This is a genomic window from Megasphaera hominis, from assembly GCF_014269395.1.
Classification (GTDB): Bacteria; Bacillota; Negativicutes; order Veillonellales; family Megasphaeraceae; genus Megasphaera; species Megasphaera hominis.
Genome location: NZ_JACOGK010000040.1, coordinates 1 through 21,181, shown reverse-complemented (window position 1 = coordinate 21,181; position 21,181 = coordinate 1). Strand labels below are relative to the sequence as shown.

The 21,181-nt window shown below is 49.7% G+C and carries 21 protein-coding genes and 1 CRISPR repeat array; of the genes, 18 read left to right on the top strand and 3 right to left on the bottom strand.

Annotated elements, in window-relative coordinates:
• Nucleotides 1-206: 206 nt before the first annotated feature.
• Nucleotides 207-1,124: a LysR family transcriptional regulator gene (locus tag H8J70_RS11040; protein WP_186504349.1), complete on the bottom strand. Its 918-nt coding sequence runs from the start codon at nt 1,122-1,124 to the stop codon at nt 207-209.
• Nucleotides 1,125-1,307: 183 nt separating this feature from the next.
• Between H8J70_RS11040 and H8J70_RS11035 the strand changes: the two genes are divergently transcribed.
• The 13 genes from H8J70_RS11035 (at nt 1,308) to H8J70_RS10975 (ending at nt 12,846) form a co-directional block, all read left to right on the top strand.
• Nucleotides 1,308-2,132, top strand: coding sequence for an aldo/keto reductase (locus H8J70_RS11035; RefSeq protein ID WP_186504348.1), 825 nt, complete (start codon nt 1,308-1,310; stop codon nt 2,130-2,132).
• A gap of 13 nt (nt 2,133-2,145) precedes the next feature.
• Entirely contained in the window at nt 2,146-2,682 is a 537-nt protein-coding gene (locus H8J70_RS11030) for a flavodoxin family protein (RefSeq protein ID WP_186504347.1), read from the top strand.
• 140 nt (nt 2,683-2,822) lie between these two features.
• Nucleotides 2,823-4,361, top strand: coding sequence for a hypothetical protein (locus H8J70_RS11025; protein WP_186504346.1), 1,539 nt, complete (start codon nt 2,823-2,825; stop codon nt 4,359-4,361).
• Nucleotides 4,362-4,462: 101 nt separating this feature from the next.
• Nucleotides 4,463-5,002: a flavin reductase gene (locus tag H8J70_RS11020; protein ID WP_186504345.1), complete on the top strand. Its 540-nt coding sequence runs from the start codon at nt 4,463-4,465 to the stop codon at nt 5,000-5,002.
• 119 nt (nt 5,003-5,121) lie between these two features.
• Nucleotides 5,122-5,622 (top strand): prolyl-tRNA synthetase associated domain-containing protein, encoded by a 501-nt coding sequence (locus H8J70_RS11015; protein WP_186504344.1) that lies wholly within the window; start codon nt 5,122-5,124, stop codon nt 5,620-5,622.
• Nucleotides 5,612-6,184, top strand: a complete 573-nt coding sequence (locus tag H8J70_RS11010; RefSeq protein WP_186504343.1) for a hypothetical protein — start codon at nt 5,612-5,614, stop codon at nt 6,182-6,184. Before H8J70_RS11015 ends, H8J70_RS11010 begins: the two co-directional genes overlap by 11 nt.
• 14 nt (nt 6,185-6,198) lie before the next feature.
• Nucleotides 6,199-7,002 carry an MBL fold metallo-hydrolase gene (locus tag H8J70_RS11005; RefSeq protein WP_186504342.1) on the top strand — a complete coding sequence of 268 codons (804 nt, stop codon included), beginning with the start codon at nt 6,199-6,201 and terminating at the stop codon, nt 7,000-7,002.
• 44 nt (nt 7,003-7,046) lie between these two features.
• A complete protein-coding gene (locus H8J70_RS11000) occupies nt 7,047-8,081 on the top strand; it encodes a macro domain-containing protein (RefSeq protein ID WP_186504341.1) in 1,035 nt (344 codons plus the stop codon).
• A 94-nt stretch (nt 8,082-8,175) separates the two neighbouring features.
• Nucleotides 8,176-8,868, top strand: a complete 693-nt coding sequence (locus tag H8J70_RS10995; protein ID WP_186504340.1) for a vWA domain-containing protein — start codon at nt 8,176-8,178, stop codon at nt 8,866-8,868.
• A gap of 136 nt (nt 8,869-9,004) precedes the next feature.
• Nucleotides 9,005-9,580, top strand: a complete 576-nt coding sequence (locus H8J70_RS10990; protein WP_186504339.1) for a hypothetical protein — start codon at nt 9,005-9,007, stop codon at nt 9,578-9,580.
• 119 nt (nt 9,581-9,699) lie between these two features.
• On the top strand, nt 9,700-11,379 hold the full coding sequence (locus H8J70_RS10985) for a helix-turn-helix transcriptional regulator (RefSeq protein ID WP_186504338.1): 1,680 nt from the start codon (nt 9,700-9,702) through the stop codon (nt 11,377-11,379).
• 181 nt (nt 11,380-11,560) lie between these two features.
• Nucleotides 11,561-11,902: a DUF5665 domain-containing protein gene (locus tag H8J70_RS10980; protein ID WP_186504337.1), complete on the top strand. Its 342-nt coding sequence runs from the start codon at nt 11,561-11,563 to the stop codon at nt 11,900-11,902.
• A 212-nt stretch (nt 11,903-12,114) separates the two neighbouring features.
• On the top strand, nt 12,115-12,846 hold the full coding sequence (locus H8J70_RS10975; protein WP_186504336.1) for a hypothetical protein: 732 nt from the start codon (nt 12,115-12,117) through the stop codon (nt 12,844-12,846).
• A 161-nt stretch (nt 12,847-13,007) separates the two neighbouring features.
• Here H8J70_RS10975 and H8J70_RS10970 read toward each other — a convergent pair whose 3' ends face one another.
• Complete coding sequence (locus H8J70_RS10970) at nt 13,008-14,036, bottom strand: Fic family protein (RefSeq protein ID WP_186504335.1); 1,029 nt, start codon at nt 14,034-14,036, stop codon at nt 13,008-13,010.
• Nucleotides 14,037-14,291: 255 nt separating this feature from the next.
• Here H8J70_RS10970 and H8J70_RS10965 point away from each other — a divergent pair, with 255 nt between their 5' ends.
• The 5 genes from H8J70_RS10965 (at nt 14,292) to cas10 (ending at nt 21,015) form a co-directional block, all read left to right on the top strand.
• Complete coding sequence (locus H8J70_RS10965) at nt 14,292-15,257, top strand: ATP-binding protein (protein WP_222433693.1); 966 nt, start codon at nt 14,292-14,294, stop codon at nt 15,255-15,257.
• An 18-nt stretch (nt 15,258-15,275) separates the two neighbouring features.
• On the top strand, nt 15,276-15,638 hold the full coding sequence (locus H8J70_RS10960) for a hypothetical protein (RefSeq protein WP_186504333.1): 363 nt from the start codon (nt 15,276-15,278) through the stop codon (nt 15,636-15,638).
• 19 nt (nt 15,639-15,657) lie between these two features.
• Nucleotides 15,658-16,050, top strand: a complete 393-nt coding sequence (locus H8J70_RS10955; protein WP_186504332.1) for a hypothetical protein — start codon at nt 15,658-15,660, stop codon at nt 16,048-16,050.
• A 65-nt stretch (nt 16,051-16,115) separates the two neighbouring features.
• A complete protein-coding gene (locus H8J70_RS10950) occupies nt 16,116-17,102 on the top strand; it encodes an NfeD family protein (RefSeq protein ID WP_186504331.1) in 987 nt (328 codons plus the stop codon).
• A 284-nt stretch (nt 17,103-17,386) separates the two neighbouring features.
• A CRISPR array of direct repeats spans nt 17,387-18,497; the repeat unit is 35 nt; unit sequence GTTTCTAAACATCATCCCCGCGAGGGGACGGAAAC.
• 619 nt (nt 18,498-19,116) lie between these two features.
• Nucleotides 19,117-21,015 carry a type III-A CRISPR-associated protein Cas10/Csm1 gene (gene cas10 / locus H8J70_RS10945; protein WP_186504330.1) on the top strand — a complete coding sequence of 633 codons (1,899 nt, stop codon included), beginning with the start codon at nt 19,117-19,119 and terminating at the stop codon, nt 21,013-21,015.
• 57 nt (nt 21,016-21,072) lie between these two features.
• Here the strand turns inward: cas10 and H8J70_RS12910 are convergent, their stop codons facing one another.
• Nucleotides 21,073-21,177, bottom strand: coding sequence for an IS3 family transposase (locus H8J70_RS12910; protein ID WP_425489114.1), 105 nt, complete (start codon nt 21,175-21,177; stop codon nt 21,073-21,075).
• Nucleotides 21,178-21,181: the final 4 nt, after the last annotated feature.

Below are 21,181 nucleotides of genomic sequence, written 5' to 3'. Positions count from 1 at the left end.
GTACAGAGGATTTGTTTACTGACAATCGTGCTACAGCATGAGATACTGATTCTTTTCCTGCAAGAATATCTAGCACCGTATGTAGTTTTTCTTCTGCACAAACCTTAGTTCTATGCATAATAAATGCTCCCTTCCAAGTAGAGTGAGATTTTATTATTTCTCATGTCTACCTAGAAGGGAGCATATCAGGGCTTCTGCATTGCAGTTTATGGTTCCTTTGTTGGTTCTTCCCCTGTGTCTTCCGGTTCCGGACCATAGGTTTCAATCAGTTTTTTCCGGAACTGGTCGGCAATGGGGGTAAAGGTTTGGACTTTTTTCCAAATGATGTACATCTTCACTTCCAGCGGTGGCTCCAGCGGCCGGAAGACGAGGCCCGATTCCTCGCTGGTATTGGCCAGGTATTCGAAGGTGAGGAGACAGCCCAGGCCTTCGCGTACGCTGACGGCGCTGTTAAAGATTTGGTCGCCTGTACCGATGAAGCGGAGCTTGTGAGATTTATCGTTACTCCATGCGGGCAAGTCGCCTTTGATGCCCTGCGTAGAACAGATGAGATCGATATTAGACAAATCGGCCAGGGTAATGTGTTCCTTTTTGGCTAAGGGATGATCCTTGCGCATGACCAGGCCCCAGCGGTCTGTGCCAGGGAATGCGAGATATTTATATTTTGTAGAGTCCGGTGGTTCGACAATGACGGCAAAGTCCAGTAATCCTTTATCCAAGCGTTCTTCTAATTGCTCGGTATCCCCGTTGGAAACGTGGAAATGGAAGAGAGGGTACGTTTTGCGGAATTCCTTAATGGTCCGTGCCAGGTACTTGATAAGATATGACTCGGCGCAGCCAATCCGGATGTTACCCCCTCTTACGGTATCTAAGGATGCAAATTCATCTGTCGTCTTATCTACCATATTCAAAATATCTTCAGCCCGTTTGTGCAGGAGAGCCCCTGCTTCTGTCAAAGACAGGCCCGATTTGGTTCGCGTAAAGAGCGGACGTTCCAATTCATCTTCCAGTTCTTTCATTTGCTTGGAGAGGGCAGACTGGGATACGTGCAGGTTTTTGGCCGCACGAGTCATGTTGCCTTCTTTGGCAATTTCTACGAAATACCGTAAGACTCTGATTTCCATTGTACTACACCTCCCCTCTGTGTATGCGTATTGCGTATAGTTATCTCATTCTTAGTATAACTCATTTCTATTTTATCTTCAAGTAATTGATACAAATTAATAATATATATTTGATATAAGAGAAAATGTTTTGTGGTATTATATAATAAGAAGACATTAGAAAATAGCAAGGAGGAATAACGTATGACACAGTTTGATCTTTCAACGCATACGGTGCAGCTCAACAGCGGCTACGCCATGCCGACGCATGGTATCGGTGCCTACAATCTTTTGGGAAGTACCTGCATTCAGTCCCTGCACGCCGCCTTAGACCTGGGCGTCCGCCTCATTGATACGGCTAATCTGTACCGTAACGAACGGGAAGTGGGCCAGGCCGTGCGCACGTCGTCTGTGCCAAGAGAAGAGATTTTCGTAGCGACGAAGCTCTATCCGAACCAATATGCAGATCCTGAAGCGGCAATTGCTGAAGCATTAGAAAAATTAGACATAGGCTATATCGACCTTATGCTTTTACATCACCCGGGCAGGGATGACGTGAAAGCATACAAGGCCATGGAACGTGCCGTCACCAAGGGCCACATCCGTTCTTTAGGGATTTCCTGCTTCTACATTCAGGAACTGCAAGACTTCCTGCCACGGGTGGACACCGTCCCGGCTCTTGTCCAAAACGAAATCCATCCGTATTATCAGGACACAGACGTCGTACAGTACATCCAAGGCCTGGGACTTGGCATTACTGTAGAAGGCTGGTATCCGTTAGGCGGCAGAGGCCATCAGGGAGAGCTCCTGAGCGATCCTGTCCTTACGGCCATTGCGGCGGCCCATGGGAAATCCGTTGCCCAGGTCATTTTGCGCTGGCTATTGCAGCGTCACATCGTCGTTATTCCCGGCTCCAGCAACCCGGCCCATATCCTGGCCAATACACAGCTTTACGACTTTTCCCTGACTGACGGGGAAATGGCTCAGATTGCCAAGCTTGACCGGCGGGAAAAACACGATTGGTATTGAGGAGAGGATGTACATGCAGATACTCATTATTAGCGGCAGTCCCAGACGGCAGGGGAATTCGGACCTCTTATGCGATGAATTTGCCCGCGGTGCCCGGGAAAAGGGACACAGCGTAGAAAAAATCAATCTTCAGGAAAAGGAGATCCGCTCTTGTCTCGCCTGTTACGCCTGTTTTCAGACAGGCGCATGTGTGCAGTCTGACGACATGGCAGACGTATTGGCGAAAATCTGCGCGGCGCAGGTATTGGTCCTGGCGTCGCCTACGTATTTCCTCACCATGAGCGGCCAACTGAAGGTCATGATCGACCGCCTGTTGCCCAAATGGCAGGACCTGGGCGGCAAGGACGTGTATATCATCGTCACAGGTCATGACGGCAAAAGCGGTCTCCTCCGTGTAGGCGATGATCTGGCTGCCATTTGGACCAGCCTCGGCGCCCATGTACGCCAGATTATCTACGGCGACCATGTCTGGAAAAAGGGAGAAGTCCTGGGTACACCGGCCATGGAGGAAGCCTACGCAGCAGGGCAGTGTGTCGGTCATACACCGTAGGATGGCAGAAAAAATCTTCTGTAATGCGGTCTTGTCTTTTCAGACAGGGCCGCTTTTTTAGTGAAATTTGTGATATAATAATGATAATAAATAATCGTTATTTATGACGAATGGTATTACCTAAGAAAGCAGGTCCCACTATGGCCGATAGAAAAGAAATACACGAATTTGCTGTAACGTGGCAGGAAAAATTTATAAATGAGGACAGCAGCTTTTGGGAACTCAGCAGTGCCATTTTTAGTGACGCGTGCCTTGCGTTTGGCTTTGCCGACGCCGGGCGCATTGTCGTAGCGCAGGGGCAACCCTTGGCTGCGGTAGACCGGGAGGCTTTGCGTAAGAGCCTGGCTGCCGTAACTGATGTGACACTCATCGGTACAGCCATTTATTCCTTATGGAGTGCCTGGGCTCGTGATGAAAAGACCCTTATGGCCCGGCAAAACCGGGAGTGGCTGGCCTTGGCACTGGAACGGCTGGCTGCCTTGACAACAGAACCTGTATACCGCTTTCAAGGCCGTTTGAGCCGCATGCGCCTCGTTTCCAATACGATGTCCTACGGTCCTATGCCGGAGCCCTTCGAAGAAATTGAGCAGCATGTGACAGTCAATGCCAAGGGCCGGGTCTGGCTGACAGGCTATGCCTTTGGTAACGGACGGGAGTTAAATCAAAAGGTGCGCCGCCAGAACTACACCATTGAAAACGAGGCCCTGCAGATTTTGTTTGAAACGTTGATGGACCATTTTTCCCAGGCTGATCCCTCACAGACGGATACGGTTCTCGATGTGGGCACGTGGGTGCTGGAACTGACCAATACGGCAGGGGAAACGTATATCTTTCAAGGCCCCCTCTGTGTGGATCAGGCTGAAGACCAGCGAAATTTGTCGAACCTTTTACGAGAAGCCCTGCACGACAACACGCTCTTTGCCTTTGATGGCGAATGCGAAGCCGATGAAATCGAACGGATTACACTAGAGTACAACCGCCACTCGAAGATTGACGTATCCCATCAGATAGCGGACGAGCTGGGCGACTACGTCTACTGGGATTATGCCGAACGGCTGATCATCGACCGGGAAAAGGAAAAAATCGAACACGTGCGGCAAATTGCACGGAACTGTAAAGTAACGAGTACCTATGAAATTGAAGGCGGTGTGCCGGCGCTGTTGGATAGCTTCGATGCGTCTTATCTCTTTGCCCACACGCAGGGAAACCCGTCTGATGTCGTGCCTATGCCATATGAACAGAAAGAGTACAGCATTACGATTGTCTACAAGCGTCGTTCGCCTGTCGTGCACAAAGGTTCCTTTGACAAGCTCGGTTTGCCACAGGATTTTCCTGACTTTGCATCGGTCCTACTGGATTTCCTCCAATTCTACAGCCGTCAGGAAATGCTTTCACCATGGACGTATAACCGGCCACGGCGCCGCCAATGTGAATACATCTATTGCAGTGTCGTCTTTAACGAAAATGGCCCGAGCTACTATTACCTGACCGATGACGATACCATCGATATTGGTGAAGAAGTCGTCGTCCCGACGGGACAGGATAATCATGAGGCAGTCGTTACGGTCGTAGATATTGAATATTTTCGCAAGGACAATGCACCGTATCCCTTTCAGAATACGAAGTGGATCTTGCGGCGCTGTCTTGATGACGACCCTGTCCTGCACCCTGACACGTAAAGGTACGTAAGGTACTTTTAAGTACGTACTGGACATTCTGCTATATTTCGTATATTATAGATACGAACGAAAAAGAAGACAAAAAAGGGGGGATATTTGCTATGGAACCATTTGAAGCAAAAAAGTATGAAGTCTTTGATCTTTTTAAAAACCAGTGGGCTCTGGCTACAGCTGGCTCGTTAGAATCCCATGACGGCTGCACCATCGGCTGGGGCAGCTTGGGCACAATTTGGACGCGGCCCGGCAAGAGTGGCGCTATCGTTACGGTCTATCTCCATCCGGCCCGTTATACGACGGAATTTTTAAAACAGAACGGCTCCTTTACGGTCAGCTTTTTCGATCCGTCCTATAAGAAAGCCCTGGGCTATATGGGCTCCCATACAGGGCGCAACGAAGAAAAAGATGTCAACGCCGGCCTTACACCTGTAGCTATGGGCGACAGCGTAGGCTACAAGGAAGCTAACCTGACCTTCCTCTGCCGCAAAATTTATCAGCATCAGTTTACCAAAGAAGATATTGCCCAGGACGTACAGGATTACTATAAGGAAAACCCGAAAGCCTATCCTGTCAACGCGAAAGGCGAATGGGAACCGCACTGGATGTTTATCGGTGAAATCCTCGGTGTAGAAGACAAACGCTAACCCTCTGACCTGTTTCTGACGGGCCTCTTAGGATACAACCTAAGGGGTCCGTTTTTTTGATTTTCTTGTACTGCACATCCCTTCTTGTTATAATTAAGGGAGATTAGAGGAGGTGCCCTATGAACAAAGAAGAAATCTACGCCTGGCTCACAGAGCAGGACGTAACCTACGAAGTGACAGAGCATCAGGCCGTGTTTAATATGGAAGAATTGAAAGCGGTCCCTTTGCCTTATCCCGAATGGGACGCGAAAAATCTCTTCGTCCGCGACGACAAGAAACGCAACTATTATCTCCTCACCGTAAAAGGGGAGAAGAAGGTCGACTTGAAGACTTTCCGCAAGGAAAACGGACTGCGCGCCTTGTCCTTTGCCTCGGCTGACGACCTCCAGGCGTACTTAGGCCTCACGCCGGGTGCCGTCACACCCTTAGGACTTCTTCATGATGCAGACCATGCGGTTCAGTTTTACCTGGACGAAGATTTTCTGGGGCACAAGATCGGCGTCCACCCAAATGACAATACGGCCACGGTCTGGCTGGCGGCAGGTGACCTCGTGCGCCTGTTACAGGATTTTGGCACAGACGTGCATATCGTATCCATAGGAGGAAACCATGCAGATTGAACAATACGTCATGGCCTACGGCATCGAACAGGACCGCATGCGGGCCATTCTGCCGGCCGGCTTTACATCCCTGCGCCCTGTCGTGCGCTTCAACGCCGAAGTCCGCGATGACAGCAAAGGCTACATCGAATTCAATACAGCCGTCGAAAAGGACGGCAAACGGGGCTGGCTGAACATCGGCTACTGGGACAATGTGCCCTTTACGCGGCACGGCAAGACCGTCACCTTCACGACGGATTTCCTAGATCTTTCCTTTACGGCCGTCGGCGTAGCCGGTTCGTGTCCGGCCGAAAAGGATAACGACGGCTGCTTTTTCTTAGGCGAAACACCGGAGCTGCGGCCTGCCGAAACGATTACAGCCAATAAGGAATTTTGCGACTGCTCCTTTGCCTGGCATTTCACAGACCACGATGCCCATGGCGAAAGCATCGGCAAAACTCTGCCGGCTATTCCGGAAGCACCAGCACACACCTACAGCCATGCGCCGTTTACGCCCGCCGAGGCCGCCCACATTCCGTGCCGCCAGGTCCTGGGGACGTACGTCGTGCGCTTTACCAGATAGGAGACGTCATTCCCATGAAACTTACCATGTTAGGGACCGGCAACGCCCTGGTCACGCAATGCTATAATACATGCTTTGTCTTGGAGGATGATGCGAACCACTGCATCCTCGTCGACGGTGGCGGCAACGGCGTCCTGCGCCAGCTCCGCGCTGCCGGCTACGACTGGATGGCTATGCGCGACATCATCGTCACGCACCGCCATATCGATCACCTCTTGGGCATCGTCTGGATGATGCGCATGATCTGCCAGTATATGAAAAGTGGCCAATATACCGGTGAAGCCCGCATTTACGGCCACGACGAAGTCATTGTGCTTCTCCAGGACTTGGCCCAAAAGCTGCTCCAGCCGCAGGAAGTCCATTTTATCGGCGAACGCCTCCACCTCATTACCGTCCACGACGGGGAAACGAAGACCCTGGCCGGCCATGCCGTGACCTTCTTCGATATTCAGTCCACCAAGGCCAAGCAGTACGGCTTTGCCCTGGACCTCACAGCTGGGAAACGCCTCGTCTGCTGCGGCGATGAACCGTACAATCCGTGCGAAGAACGCTATGCCAAAGGCTGCACGTGGCTCTTGCACGAAGCCTTCTGCCTCTACGGCGAGGCTGACATGTTCCATCCCTATGAAAAACACCACTCCACCGTCAAGGACGCCTGTGAGCTGGCAGCCTCCCTCGGCGCGGCCAACGTCATTCTCTACCATACGGAAGACAGCCACCTGCAGGAACGCAAGGCCCTCTATACGGCTGAAGGGAAACAGTATTACACGGGCCACCTCTATGTGCCCGATGATTTAGAAACCATACAGCTTGACTAAGACAGAGCACGTGGCTCTGATCCAATACAAAAGGAGATGATACCATGCCGTTTTCTATTGTGGCAGGAGACATTACAGAATTGTCTGTCGACGCCATTGTCAACGCGGCCAACTCCCAGCTGGCCATGGGCGGCGGCGTATGCGGCGCTATATTCCACAAGGCAGGTCCTTTGGAATTGCAGCATGCCTGTGATTCTATGGCACCAGTACAGACAGGGGATGCCGTCATTACGCCGGGGTTTGCCTTGCCGGCCAAGTACATTATTCACACTGTCGGCCCGGTCTATAGCCCCGGCCAGGCAGCACAATGCGCCCAGCTCCTGCGTTCGGCCTATTTGTCAGCTCTGGATCTGGCTTGGGAAAATAAGTGCCAAAGTATTGCCTTTCCCCTCATTTCCAGCGGCATCTTCGGCTATCCTAAGGCAGAAGCCCTGGACATTGCCGTCACGGCCATCCGGGATTTCCTCAAAGACCATGACGACCTGGACGTGCAGCTCGTCATGTACGACCGTACAGCCTACACCGTACGGGAAGAACTGCTCGAACCGGTCCAGCGCTACGTCGCCGGCTATTATGAAGGAACGGACAAAATCTCTTACGAGGCAGACGTGCTTTATGATCTGATTCCCCCGCACGAAGCAGACGCAGAAGAAATCGCCCAGGCACCTCGGGTATCGTATCGCCGCAAACCGGCAAAGCCCCGCTTAGGCGACTTGGAACATATGATTTCCGACCTCGATGAACCCTTCAACACGACCCTACTGCGCCTCATCGACGCCAAAGGCATGACCGATGCAGAAGTATACAAGCGGGCCAACATCGACAGGCGTCTCTTCTCCAAAATCCGCACGGGCAAGGGCTATTTGCCGAGCAAGCGCACCATCCTGGCTCTGGCCATTGCCTTAGAGCTGAACCTCGATGAAACAGATGACCTCTTGGCCCGGGCAGGCTACACCCTCTCGCGGAGCCAGAAATTCGACGTCATCGTCCAGTATTTTATCTCCACGGGCTACTACGATATTTACGATATCAACAAGGTCCTGTTCTACTACGACCAGCCCCTCCTCGGCGCCAGCTGAGCAATGTCGCTTTGAAGGCGACCACAAGACCTCCCTTTTGGCGTATCCTGTAAGTAACAAGAAACAAGGATACATCAAAAAGGAGGTCTTTTTTATGAAAAAGAATTTGACAGAACTCGTATTTATCCTCGATCGCAGCGGCTCCATGGCAGGTCTGGAATCAGACACCTTAGGTGGCTACAATGGCTTTCTCCAGAAACAAAAAGCCTTAGACGGCGAATGCACGTTGACGACGGTTCTCTTCGATAACGACTACGAAGTGCTCCACGACCGCATCAATCTCCAAGCCGTCGCCCCGCTTACGGACAAAGACTATTACGTTCGCGGCTGCACAGCCCTCCTTGACGCTATGGGTAAAACCATCCGCAAAATCAGCCAGGTCCAGGAAATGACCGCCCCGGATTACCGCGCTGAAAAGGTCCTCTTCGTCATCATCACCGACGGCCTGGAAAACGCCAGCCGCGAATTCACGACGAAACAAGTAAAACACATGATTGAAGCCCAGAAAAAACAAGGCTGGGAATTTATCTTCCTCGGCGCCAACATGGACGCCGTAGAAACAGCCAGCCAATACGGCATCGACGCTGACCGCGCCGTAGATTATCTGGCCGACGAAGCAGGCACAGACCTCAACTTTGAAGTCATGAACGACGTCGTCACGGCTATGCGTTACGCCGATGCCGATGCAGACTACTGCCTCAGCGAAGCCGTAGACAGCAAACTGGACCGCATCCGCCAGGACGCTAAAAAAAGAAGCCGGAAAGTACGGCACACAAGTCATAAGTAAGTGATCACAAAAGGCCAGGCACCGAGTAGCCTGGCCTTTACTAGCAAGTGACTCACGACAATTTGTTTTTAATAGGACAACCGTTTGTCTGCTTCCTTTGCTAAACTATTAAAAAAGCGAAAAGGAGTGCATGTGTATGTTAGTAACAACTATCTGGATCATCAAGGTCATCATCATCGTGGCCGTCATTTCCTTTATTGCCGTTTTTGCTTTGCATATTCAATCACCGGCATTCGTCATGATTACTCTCTTCTTTGCAAGCATGTTGGGCGCAATCGTCAATTGCCTGACCATCGCCGTTCGCTATCCACTGGTCACCATTCCCTATGTCATCGCCAATATCTTTGCCTACCCAAGCAACCTGGGCTTTGTCATCTGCCTCGTCGTCTACGTGCTGGTCCTCAAAAACGTTGTCACCCGCGACTACCACCGCGACATCATTGCCTGCTTAGAAGAAGCGGTCCGGGAAGACATCGAAATCATCGGTGACGGCAGCCTGGTCAAAACGTATCTGGAAGCCCGCGCAGCCATGCACTCTTTCATGACCATCGACCGGATTATCTGCAACTCCTGGGACTGCGCTAGAGAAGAAAAACAATTTGTCGCCAGAGAATATGCTAAAGGCAACTTGGAAAAACGGATTGTCGATGGTAAGGTGTGCTACTGCCGTCCCCTCGCAAAGAAACAATTGAAATATTGGGGGCAGATATAGAAGATTGGCAAGGTCGGTGAAAGGCACCTGCATCATGAGAAATGCTTTTTAGATACAGAATCAACTAAAAAATCTAAGGTGTGGCAGAAGTCAGACGTTTGCCAACAAAGGAGGAAAAGATGGAATACGATACAACAGATGTAGAAACGAAAGAAGGCAAGCCTGCGTTAAAAGACGGCCATGGTCCCGCATTTAAACGCACGTACAAGGCGTTACTTAGCTTCTTCCACGAAGATGTGGACTTTTACAAGAAAAAAAGGCAACACATCATCAAGGTGATGCAAGCGTCCCTGAAAGAAATACGGATGAATCTTGGCATAAGCGAAGCCGATTTTACCAATTTCGCAGGCATAGCCAGGGAAACCCTGGCTGATTGGGAAGAGGGCCGTACGGAAATGAGTGATTCACAATATATTGCCGTGTGTGGCCTTTTTGATCAAGCCGTAAAAGAAGCAGACTATGGGCTGGAGCGCTTGAAAAAGGAAATCTTGCCCATCTTATGTAGTCATGACAGCAATCAGCCGGCCTGGTTTTCGTACCTGGAAGATCAGTCGTTTCTTACGGACTGGTTTCTTTGTTTCCCCAATGACCGGAATTTGGTCACGAAGGTACTCTGCGATTGGGGCAGCGAAGCTCTTTACAAAGCCTATGTGACAGATCGTTACCAGGCATTCATCAGCACTTTAAAGGAAGAAAATATTAAATCCTTATTGGGATATAATCACAATGATGCAGCTGAAACAAAAAAGTTTATCCTGGAAAACCTGGGGCTTTATCCGGACAATCTCACGATAAAGAATCAGTATGATCGGGCAGTCACTAAAGGGCATTTAATTTTTTTAGATGAGGCCGTCCTGTCTAAGCCATACCTGTTTATGAGCGCCTATGACGAAGCATCCGGAGCGATGGAAAAATCCCCCATCCTAAAGGCCATGGAAGACCGGAAAAATAAGTTTATCGTGCCGGACATTGTCCTGAACCAGCTAGCCCGGCCTCTTGCTTCCCGCAGCGCAGGAGAAATGTACAAGCGCTTGGAAAAAATAAAAGAAACGGGCAAAGAAAACGAACCGGCCCTTTGGCATGCCGTAGTCAATATGCAGAACCTGCAAAATGACCTGGCCTGCCATACGTTGAAGTATGCACAAGACATACTAAGCGAACCTTCCAAGCGCGCGTTCCATGCTATGCGTGAAAAGGCAAAAGAAAAGCAAGGGGATTTCCTTGAAACGTTCGGCGCAGCATTCGACTCCTTTTTCACTGAGGAAAATAAAGACATGGCCCAGCGTGAGGAAGAGCTCCTTGAATCCGTTGATAACATAAGCAGCGAATACGAGCAGCAAGAAATCCCGATTGCGTTTGCAGCTGTACTAGTCCGAAATAGAATAGAAGAAAGAAGCATGGCCCATTCTCTTGTTCCTGGCAAGGCTGGCGACAGAAGGATTAACCTTGCGGATATAGAGGCAGAAAGGGCGGCAAGTGCGGCAAGAACATTTGCGGATCCCATAGGCATCTTTGACCTGGAACAGGACCTTTTGCATAGAACACCTGAAGCATCCGTAACGGATGTATGCAAGGAGCTTTTTACGAGATTCAGACAAAGAAGCCGTATCGCATTCGTCACAACCGATGAAGCACGGGCAAAAGAAATCTTTGCCTTAAATGAGCAAGAAGGCTTTCCTATCATGGTATATATGTACAAGGAAACGTGGCGCAAAGAACCTGATGACACGGGAAATCATTGGGAAAAAGATGTAAGATTAGAAGGATGGGTTCCCTTTCACGAAGCAGACCTGAAATAGGAGAAAAGCCTGACGGTCGTACCAGCACACAGAAAATGTGCGGGCACGGCCGTTTTTCTCACTACTTATTTGTAACGATACAATATGATATAATGAAAGGGACAAAACGCGTAGTAGCCTGTCATACCGGCAACAGTGGATCTGGCTGACACAGGTGACCCGGATCAAAAAGGACGGATCGATGATGAAATTTTTATGGTTTGGAAAGACAGAGAAAAAGATAGAGCCTTCCCCTTTAGAAGACCTGCAAAGCCGGCTCCAAGCGACGACCAATGAGATGAATGACCTCATTGATGTATTACGCGATATCCTGCTGTTGCGGAACGACTGGAAACGGTTTATCGTCTATAATCTCCTGGCGGGAATCATTAGAGGCGTCGGCGCAGCCCTCGGCTCCACGCTGATATTCGCCATTATTCTCTATATCGTTACCCAGGTCATCGACCTCGACCTGCCGCTCATCAGCGAATGGCTTTCTGACCTTATCACGATGGTAGAACAAAAACGTGGCATCGTCCGATAACATAAAGGCCAACAGCCTGAACTGCACACCAGGTATGTGTAGCTCAGGCTGCTTTTTTCGTTGCCGGAAACGATGCGGCATATAGGAAAATGCGATGGGATGCGGACGCTACTGTATGCTACAATACAATCAACAGGTGAAAAGAGCGTAGCAGCAACCGTAGCATAAAATTAGCTGGCATAACTGACAGAGCATGAAAGGGACGGATGTATATGATCCACATCAAGGAGTACTTTGAAGCACGTGAGCAAGGAAATATTGCCAAGGTTCACATTGTTTCCAAACCGATTATCCCGCTGCGGATGTTGCAGCTAGAGACTGTTGCCGAATATTATGTTAGAGAACCAGAATACCTATATATCCAAGACAAAGACGAACTCATGTGTGAAGTAATTTTTCAGTGCGTTTTGTATTATCCAAACTGCGCAGAAATAGCATGGAGTGTCTATGCTGATGACAGAGAAGGAAAAAATATCGAACAGGTGATTATCCGTCATTCTGTATGGAATAAAGAAAAGGAGATACAAAAAATCAAGGGAAATTCTCACGAAAACCGTGAAAAAATAGCCATGCTTCCGGATATTAGCACCTATACGCACCGTTGCAACGTAAAGGAAGCAAGCTGCGTTGTTGCCAGCCTGGCAAAGCTCGATGCCTGTTTTTCTAATGGTATTGCCTTAACTGACAACACCGCTGAAATTGAAGCATGGAGTGATGTAGAGCTGCAACGCCGCTTAAGCTGGGGAACTGTCCGTTCTGTTTGGAATCAACGCAAACGCTGGGAGGGGATGGCGCAGCTAAAAATATTTTTGGCTGCCTTAGAAGAGCTGGTAGACCGTTCAAGCTTTGTCACAGCCGATTCGATTGAATTAGATTTTATGTTTCCTATGGCCGCTTATGTAAAACACACATTTCCCTACGCAGAAAACCTAGAAAAAGAATAGCCATTCTGAATGGTCATACAGCACCTATCAATTGCAGGTGACACAGGGAAATAGGTGATTTTTGTTCCCTTGGCGCTGGTACAAAAAATCAGTTAATACAAAAGACCCGGACTGCACAGCTCTCCTGTGTGGCCCGGGCCGTTTTTTAGTCTAAATTTTATTTACATAGTTTTCCGATAGGTAATGGCTCTCCCCACGCCATAGCGTTCGATTTCACCTGTCCGTACGAGCTCGCGCAGGGCGCCTTCTACGGTGCTGAGGCTGAGGGCGGGGCACATTTCCATAATGTCCCGCTTTTTGAAATCGCCTTGGCGCTGGGCGACGGCGCTGCGGATCGTTTCGATGGCCGGAAGTTTTTCGCCCATAGTGGCGCAGCGGGCGTTGAGGTCTTCGTAGGCGGAAAGGAGCGTATGGAGCATGTATTTTACATAAGGCGTCGTGTCATTCGTGCCTTCGTGCCAGCCTTGCTGGGCCTGGCGCAGGGCCGCGTCGTGTTCTGCCTGCGTTTGCCGGAGCTTTTCCTCCAGAGAAATGTATTTGCCTACACAGAAGTCCTGATCCCAGAGCAGACGGGAAAGCAAGAGACGGCTTACGCGGCCGTTGCCATCATCAAAGGGATGGATGGAAAGAAAATCGCAGAGAAAGGCACTGATGGCGACGAGCGGATTGACCTGGCCGTGTACTGCCGTGTAGGCTGCGCACAAATCATCTAATGCTTTTGGCGTTTCGTAAGGCGTAACGGGGAGGAAAATCTCTGCGCCTGCCGTATCTGTAATGGCATGCAGCCCCGTTTTCGTCAGTCCGGCGACGGGATTGTGCGTGTAGCTATAGAGAGCCTTATGGAGGTTTACTATGTATTTTTTAGAAATACGCCAGCCAGGCAGGTCCTGCGTCATCAGCGGGATAACGGCGTAGTAGCCCATCAATTCCCGTTCATCCAGATTGCGTGGCTCTATTTGTCCGGTAACCAAATGGAGAACCCGGCTGTTTGACGTCGTCAGCCCTGCCAGAGACTCTGACGCTACGGTGCTTTGTAAACGTGCCGGTGGTACGAGCTTTTCCAAGGCATCGCCATGGTGCTGGACATAGAGCTCAGTCTTGCCTGCTTCCTTATAAATAGCGGCCACATAGGCCAACACCTCGTTATCCCAGGTTTGAGAAATGAGGCTGGTATCGGTTATCGTATGCATCCGTGATCACTCCTTATGCCTTAAAAGATACCATAAATTAAGGGAGAAAACAAGGGACAGATTATTTATAATAATAAAATCCTGGCCGTTTCGCGCGCCTCTGGCTCTCAGAAACAATCCGTCTGCCCGGACAGCCCTTTGTCTGTCTGCCTTGTTATACTATAAAGGATGAGCTGCAGGGCCTGTCTGAACGTGATATGTTGTTGCTAAGTGCAAGACAATACGCTATAGTTAGTAATATAGATGGGATTTGTCGTGGAAAAGGATGGTGCAGTAAAAGAGATGGGAATTGGCAGACGCGTAGAGGAAAATGAAGCAACGAAAGGAGCTGTAAAGCCTGCAAAAGAGGGGATCGTCTTTGTACCGGAAACGCCGAAGTATACTATGGACGATCTGATTCTGCCTGCGCGTGTGCGCGAGCAGATCCTCGATATTGCCGCTTATGCCGCCAATAGCAAGCATGTCTTTGAAGACTGGGGCCTGGCCAAGACCCATCCCTATTCAAAGCGCTTGGGCATCAACCTCTACGGTCCGTCGGGGACGGGCAAGACCATGGCGGCCCATGCCATTGCCAGCTACCTCCGGCGGCCTATTCTGATCGTGAACTACGCCGACATCGAGTCGAAATACGTGGGCGAAACGCCTAAAAACATTCGCAAGGCTTTTACTGCTGCCAAGGAAACGGGGAGCATCCTCTTCTTTGACGAAGCCGATGCCATTCTCAGCCGGCGTGTGACGGACATGACCAGCGCCACCGATGTAAGCGTCAACCAGACGCGCTCGGTTTTGCTCATGCTCCTCAATGAGTACGAGGACTTTATTCTCTTTGCGACCAATTTCATCGAAAATTTTGATCCGGCCTTTATGCGCCGCATTTCTCTGCACATCAAATTTGAACTGCCTGACTACGACTGCCGCTTCCGCCTCTGGCAGCGCTATATTCCCAAAGAAATGCCTAACGACCTGGACTGCGCGTATTTGGCCGGCCAATACGCAGCGCTTACCGGCAGTGATATTGCCAACGCCGTCCTCCTGGCGGCCTTCAAGGCAGCCAGGCACGGTGACAGCCTGGTTTCCCAGGCCTACGTAGAGGAAATGCTCGGCCATATCCGGGACGGTAAGGCAGCCAACGCGGGACAGGCCGTGACGACAGAAAAACGCGTCGTCTCAGAAGCGTATGTACGGCAGCAAATGCAGCCAGAAGATAAGCAAACTCATTAGAAAGGAAGTGTACGTTCTATGATTCCTGCATTAGTAGGTCTCGGTATTTTAATCGGCAGTGTTCTCGTCGTAGCCAACTGGAAGGGCATCCTCGATTGGCTGACAGATTTCATCCCCAAGCTCAAGAGCGCCTGGGCCAAGGTCAAGCCCAACGTGCCCTATGCAGCCGTCATCGTCGGCGACCTCATCGTCGAAGGGGTCAGCCGCATGGCGGGTATCATGCACCGCATGTACTATAAGGAAGACGGCAAATGGATCGAAGAAACGACGACCCGCAAGGTAGACGCCAGCGAAGTGCCGGCCCATATCCGTTGTAAATTTGAAAACCAGGAAGCCGATATTACGAAGGACATGGAAGATACATTGCAATTGACCGTCTGAGGCCAGAAAGGAGATTGCCATGAGCGAAGAAAAGATGATTGACCGCTTCAGCCGTTTTATTGAAGAGTTGACGGCACCGTTTTTTGAAAAATCCCTGGACCAGATTGCCCGGGCGTGCGAGGAAAAGATTGACCAGATCATTATCAAGGAAGAACTGGAACAAGGCTATACCTACGCCGGTGGCGAATTTGCCATTTCCGGATACGATAAAGGCCATTTCTATTTGACGCTGGACCTCTTCTTTAAGGATCAGGAAGACCAGTGGGTCGCCGTTAAGGCCCAAAGCACGCCGCGGGAACGGGGTGTCCTCCGGCCTGATGCGGCCGCTGAGCTGGAGCAGAAGGGCCGTGTCATTTACGCTATAGATGAACCGCAATTCAATAAGGACGGGAGCATCCATGTTTCCATGTAAGCGGTGTGGCGTCTGGGGTTTGCAGCAGACAGAAGAATTGTTTAGGGAAGGGAAGTGAGCCGTTTATGTCGTACATCCTCTTTATCATCGTCGCCATTATCGCCTTGCTCGTCCTGTTCCTGGCCCTTTCCATCGCTGGTACGCTGGTCATGGTCGTCTTGGGCACAGCCCTTTTGATCGTACAAATCGTCTACAATTTCCTGCTCATCCTTTTGCGGCATGCCATGCTGATCGTTGGCTTTGGCGCCCTCTTTTACGCCGCCATGCCCAACCGCGCTGCCATGGCCGGCGTCGTCGTCTTTGCCGTCGTCCTGCTTAGCTGGACCGTACGGAATGATGCCAAGAAAGCAGTCATCCGGCATCTGCAAGAGGACATTCAAAAGACCGGCGTCATCCCTGCTGACGATGACAGTCTGTTCGCCTTCGTCAAGCGGGACGGCTTTCGCAAAATTGATATCTGGGCCTTGAGACACTGGGGGCCTGGCGATATAAAAGCCTACCTTATTGACGAATGTACTGCGAGCCGCCTCAAAATCACCGGCGCCGACAGAGAGTACTACTTCGTCAGCCCCCAGACCATCCGGGAGCAATGGCCTGCTCTAAAAGAAAAAGACGCTATCCCGCAAAACTGGTTCCATCCGGACATGAGCAGCAAAGGATTTGCCAGCATCATCGTGGCCATCGAAGAAGCGTGTCCCGACGTGACGCTGGAAGACAGCTTCCAAGGCGTCAGCAACCCCTTGGAACCGGCCTTTCTCCTGCGCAAGGATCTCGTCCCAGCTCATACCTGCGAGAGCTGCCAAAAAATCTTCCTAAAACTGGAAACGCTGAAAGAGCACCACTATTGCCACACGTGCCGTCAATGGCTGGAAGACCACACGTGCGACCTGTGCGGCAAGCTTTTTACTAACGAGTTGAATCATCACGGCAGCCGTACGTTCTGTAATCTGTGCCTGGCCATTATCAAAGACGCAGAAGAAAAACAAACGACCGTACGCCGCGTCGTAGACGAAGAAGACGTGCCATTAGCTGTACGCAGACGATTGGAATGATACATCCCTAATACCTACCTATACTTGGAGGAGGCATATATGTTATAGGAAGAAATGCTACACCATACACAAGGTTCATAACACAAAGGCTTGAAAAAAGCTGGAACTATAGATATACTATACGTAGTGGTGTGCCAGAAAACGCCAAAACAGCGCCGGCCCGCATAAACACTGGCTTCGTGAGCGCTTTCTTAACAAATTAAAGTGCTGTCATGACAGCACTTTCCATCAGCGCCGATAATGGCCTTTTGAACCGCATGAGAATGCGGGTTCCAGGAGATAGGGTTTCTAAACATCATCCCCGCGAGGGGACGGAAACGGCAACTTTTTTACCTTCTAAAGCCTTATACATTTCTGTGTTTCTAAACATCATCCCCGCGAGGGGACGGAAACTTCTGGCATGACGGGTATTCCTTCCTGTGTTTCTTCGATAAGTCGTTTCTAAACATCATCCCCGCGAGGGGACGGAAACTCAAGAGATGTACATAACTGAGTCTTACGTTTTCTACTACGAGTTTCTAAACATCATCCCCGCGAGGGGACGGAAACTTTACCCTTGCTGTCAAGTACATATTCACCACTTTTTTTATCTTGTTTCTAAACATCATCCCCGCGAGGGGACGGAAACGTATTATAATGGCAGACGTAACACAACTCGCTCCCGATGTGTTTCTAAACATCATCCCCGCGAGGGGACGGAAACTAGAGCCGCATTTGGCTATTGCCGATAGCAGATACCGTTGTTTCTAAACATCATCCCCGCGAGGGGACGGAAACGTACTGTAGGTCCGGCCACTATCGCGCGAGACAAAGACGTCAGTTTCTAAACATCATCCCCGCGAGGGGACGGAAACTTGAGGTTCAGCGTTACCTTGTTTCGTTCGTCAATAATAAGCGTTTCTAAACATCATCCCCGCGAGGGGACGGAAACTCATCCATGCCCATGTATTCGCCCATGCTCTTTTTGTAGTGTTTCTAAACATCATCCCCGCGAGGGGACGGAAACGCCTCGCTGTACATTTGATGCAATTTTGTCATGCTGTCTCGTTTCTAAACATCATCCCCGCGAGGGGACGGAAACGACCGTGCCACCGGTGAGCGGTTCGCCGTCTTTGATTTTGCGAAGTTTCTAAACATCATCCCCGCGAGGGGACGGAAACCAATTCCATATATAAGTATTGCTTATAGCAGTAACTTGCTAAGTGTTTCTAAACATCATCCCCGCGAGGGGACGGAAACAGTTCGGCTGGGTGGTAACTATTCATGAAATGAAACACTAATTGTTTCTAAACATTATCCCCGCGAGGGGACGGAAACTTATTGTTGTAGAGGTCCCAGATGCATCCGGGTTCATATCCCGGTTTCTAAAACTTATCCTCGCAAGGGGACGGAAACCCTTATGCAAGGCACGGAGGAAAGAGCGGTATTTGTTATCGCCGATTCTAAACTTAGCCCCGCAAGGGGACGGAAACATATTATCCCAATTCACTGTATTTGCCTGGTCCTCCCGCATGTTTCTAAAACTTATCCTCGCAAGGGGACGGAAACATGTTGTTGTCTAAGTAACGATAAGGGTTTTCTCTTTCCATCGTTTCTAAACATTAGCCCCGCAAGGGGACGGAGACTAACTTTTTTCTTTTGCTATTTCGGCTTCAAATATATTTTATGTTTCTAAACATTGTCCTCCTTCATGCGGCCTTTTTTGCGGCCGCATGAACCGCAATACCCGCACAGGGGTATTGCGCCCCTTAAGGGGACGGAAAATCGAAAGCATAGTACGTACGACAAAAATGCTCCTTCTTCCAGGAGCGTTTTCGTTTAAATGACGATGAAATTTTTTCTGGGACAGGCATCTGTCTCTTTTCTTTGTTACAATAGAAATAAATAATAGTAAAATGATATAATTGAGCCTGACTAGTATTTTTAACGTCAAAAAAGCAGGAATCCAGCTTTGCATCAAGAATTGTTACAGTATAGAAAAATATAAGACCTTATTATAGTTAGGAGGAGTTATATGACACAAGGTGATCAACGTGTATTAGCCAAGGCAGCACTGTTGCATGATATAGGGAAATTAGTGTATCGTGCCAATCAGTTGTCAGGAACTCATTCCCAGAGGGGCGCGGAGTTTTTGAAGCCTTTTCTTGGTGATACGGACTCAGGCCGGGAATTGCTGCGGTGTGTCCGCTATCATCACGGACGGGAATTGGACAAAGCTAAGTTAGAAAAGGATGATTTGGCGTATATTGTCTATGAAGCGGATAATATCGCATCTGGTGTGGATCGACGAACTCTGGAGGAAGGTGGCGAAGGGACATTTGACAAGGAAATGCCTCTTTATTCTGTGTTTTCTGCGTTCGGAGGCAGTGCTCAGGCGCCATTCGGTAAGTACCATTTGCGTGGACTTAATGAAGAAGATCGATTCAATTATCCCTTGCAGGAATCTATTAAGGCTTCAAGTGATACTTATGCCCGATTAGTGCAGATACTGAAGGAGAATTTTCAACGGAAGCCATTGCCGCTTATGTCTTGTAATGAAGTACTGCGGATTTACGAGGATGTCACGTCGTTTGTCCCGTCTAGTACAAATACAGGAGAACTGGCAGATATTTCCTTATATATGCATTCCAAGGTTACAGCAGCTGTAGCAACCTGTATGGCTGCATATTTTGCGGACCAAGGACGAGCGGATTACAAGTCAGCCTGCTTTGATAAAAACAAGGAGTTCCGCCAAGAAGAGGCCTTTCTCCTCGTCTCAGGTGACCTGTCAGGAATTCAGGATTTCATCTATACCATTCCAACGAAGGGGGCCTTGAAATCCTTGCGGGGCCGGTCGTTCTATTTGGAAATTCTCATGGAAAATATCATTGACGGACTCTTGCAGGATGCAGGCCTTTCAAGAATCAATCTCTTATATAGTGGTGGTGGCCATTTTTATGCGCTTTTACCCAACACAGAAGCAGCCCGTGCCAGTGTCGCCAAGCAACAACAGGCTGTCAATGCCTGGCTCTTGTCACACGTCGGTACACGTATCTATTTAGCAGCCGGTATGGCTCCGTGTACGGCAGCAGAGCTCTTGCAATCAGATAGTCAAGGAAGTGTTTTTGCCCGGGCCAGCCAATCTGTAGGAAAGGACAAGATTCAACGGTACGACGCAGAAATGTTGAGCGCCTTATTCGATGAACGAAGTGGTATAAATGCAGTTCATGACGCTACGCGGGAATGCGCTATTTGTCATACGTCGACGGCAGACCTCGAACCTTATGGTGATAGTGATATGGATCAAGAAGCGTGCCCTATGTGCGCCGGGCTCTATCGCTTGGGCCATATGCTCGTCTCTTATGTCGATACATGTTTTGTCATTGCCAAGAAAACTCACTACAAAGAGCCATCGGGCATGCCCATCTACAATTGGGGCGACAAGGCGTCGGTCTATGTCGTGCCAGTGAAAGAATTGACGGCCTTTGCAAAAGACCATGATATTCTTCGCCTGTACGGGAAAAATAAAGCTGTGACGGGAGAACTCGTTAATCAGCGGTTGTGGGTAGCCGATTATGTATGCCGCGATGAACAACGGCAGGTCATGGATTTTTCTCAGCTCGCAGACCTCAGCGCCGACGCGGAAGGCAAGGGCATCCATCGACTGGCTGTCCTACGGGCAGATGTGGATAATCTGGGTGCAGCCTTTATCAGTGGCTTTATCAGTGATGAAGAGAAAAATCGTAGCCATTATGCCACACTTTCCCGCTACTCCGATTTGTCCCGGGCCTTATCTCTCTTCTTTAAGACAGCCGTCAATAAGCTTGCCAAAGGGGAACTGAGAGGCCAGGGAACCTATCTTCAGCAGCCTTTTTCCATTTGGCAGGAAAAAGAAGCCCAGCCCCGGGCCGCTGAACCGCTCCCCGTCAAGTAGACAGAGCAAAAAATAAAACATGTACTTATTACTGCCACCGATATCCGGTGGCAGTTTTTATGCTGCCACGTAATAGTTATTGTGCTTTTCCATCGGGGTTACTACACCCAGTTTTCTCTGTAAACGCTTAGTATTGTAATAGCCAATGTAATCCTCAATCATTGCA

Bases quoted from the DNA above. Each gene is read 5' to 3' on its own strand.
- H8J70_RS10955 (WP_186504332.1), top strand. From the start codon at position 15,658: ATGAGCGAAGAAAAGATGATTGACCGCTTCAGCCGTTTTATTGAAGAG.
- cas10 (WP_186504330.1), top strand. From the start codon at position 19,117: ATGACACAAGGTGATCAACGTGTATTAGCCAAGGCAGCACTGTTGCAT.
- H8J70_RS11030 (WP_186504347.1), top strand. From the start codon at position 2,146: ATGCAGATACTCATTATTAGCGGCAGTCCCAGACGGCAGGGGAATTCG.
- H8J70_RS11040 (WP_186504349.1), bottom strand. From the start codon at position 1,124: ATGGAAATCAGAGTCTTACGGTATTTCGTAGAAATTGCCAAAGAAGGC.
- H8J70_RS11005 (WP_186504342.1), top strand. From the start codon at position 6,199: ATGAAACTTACCATGTTAGGGACCGGCAACGCCCTGGTCACGCAATGC.
- H8J70_RS11015 (WP_186504344.1), top strand. From the start codon at position 5,122: ATGAACAAAGAAGAAATCTACGCCTGGCTCACAGAGCAGGACGTAACC.
- H8J70_RS10975 (WP_186504336.1), top strand. From the start codon at position 12,115: ATGATCCACATCAAGGAGTACTTTGAAGCACGTGAGCAAGGAAATATT.
- H8J70_RS11010 (WP_186504343.1), top strand. From the start codon at position 5,612: ATGCAGATTGAACAATACGTCATGGCCTACGGCATCGAACAGGACCGC.
- H8J70_RS10985 (WP_186504338.1), top strand. From the start codon at position 9,700: ATGGAATACGATACAACAGATGTAGAAACGAAAGAAGGCAAGCCTGCG.
- H8J70_RS11025 (WP_186504346.1), top strand. From the start codon at position 2,823: ATGGCCGATAGAAAAGAAATACACGAATTTGCTGTAACGTGGCAGGAA.
- H8J70_RS10990 (WP_186504339.1), top strand. From the start codon at position 9,005: ATGTTAGTAACAACTATCTGGATCATCAAGGTCATCATCATCGTGGCC.
- H8J70_RS11035 (WP_186504348.1), top strand. From the start codon at position 1,308: ATGACACAGTTTGATCTTTCAACGCATACGGTGCAGCTCAACAGCGGC.
- H8J70_RS10970 (WP_186504335.1), bottom strand. From the start codon at position 14,036: ATGCATACGATAACCGATACCAGCCTCATTTCTCAAACCTGGGATAAC.
- H8J70_RS10950 (WP_186504331.1), top strand. From the start codon at position 16,116: ATGTCGTACATCCTCTTTATCATCGTCGCCATTATCGCCTTGCTCGTC.
- H8J70_RS10995 (WP_186504340.1), top strand. From the start codon at position 8,176: ATGAAAAAGAATTTGACAGAACTCGTATTTATCCTCGATCGCAGCGGC.
- H8J70_RS12910 (WP_425489114.1), bottom strand. From the start codon at position 21,177: ATGATTGAGGATTACATTGGCTATTACAATACTAAGCGTTTACAGAGA.
- H8J70_RS10960 (WP_186504333.1), top strand. From the start codon at position 15,276: ATGATTCCTGCATTAGTAGGTCTCGGTATTTTAATCGGCAGTGTTCTC.
- H8J70_RS10980 (WP_186504337.1), top strand. From the start codon at position 11,561: ATGATGAAATTTTTATGGTTTGGAAAGACAGAGAAAAAGATAGAGCCT.
- H8J70_RS11020 (WP_186504345.1), top strand. From the start codon at position 4,463: ATGGAACCATTTGAAGCAAAAAAGTATGAAGTCTTTGATCTTTTTAAA.
- H8J70_RS11000 (WP_186504341.1), top strand. From the start codon at position 7,047: ATGCCGTTTTCTATTGTGGCAGGAGACATTACAGAATTGTCTGTCGAC.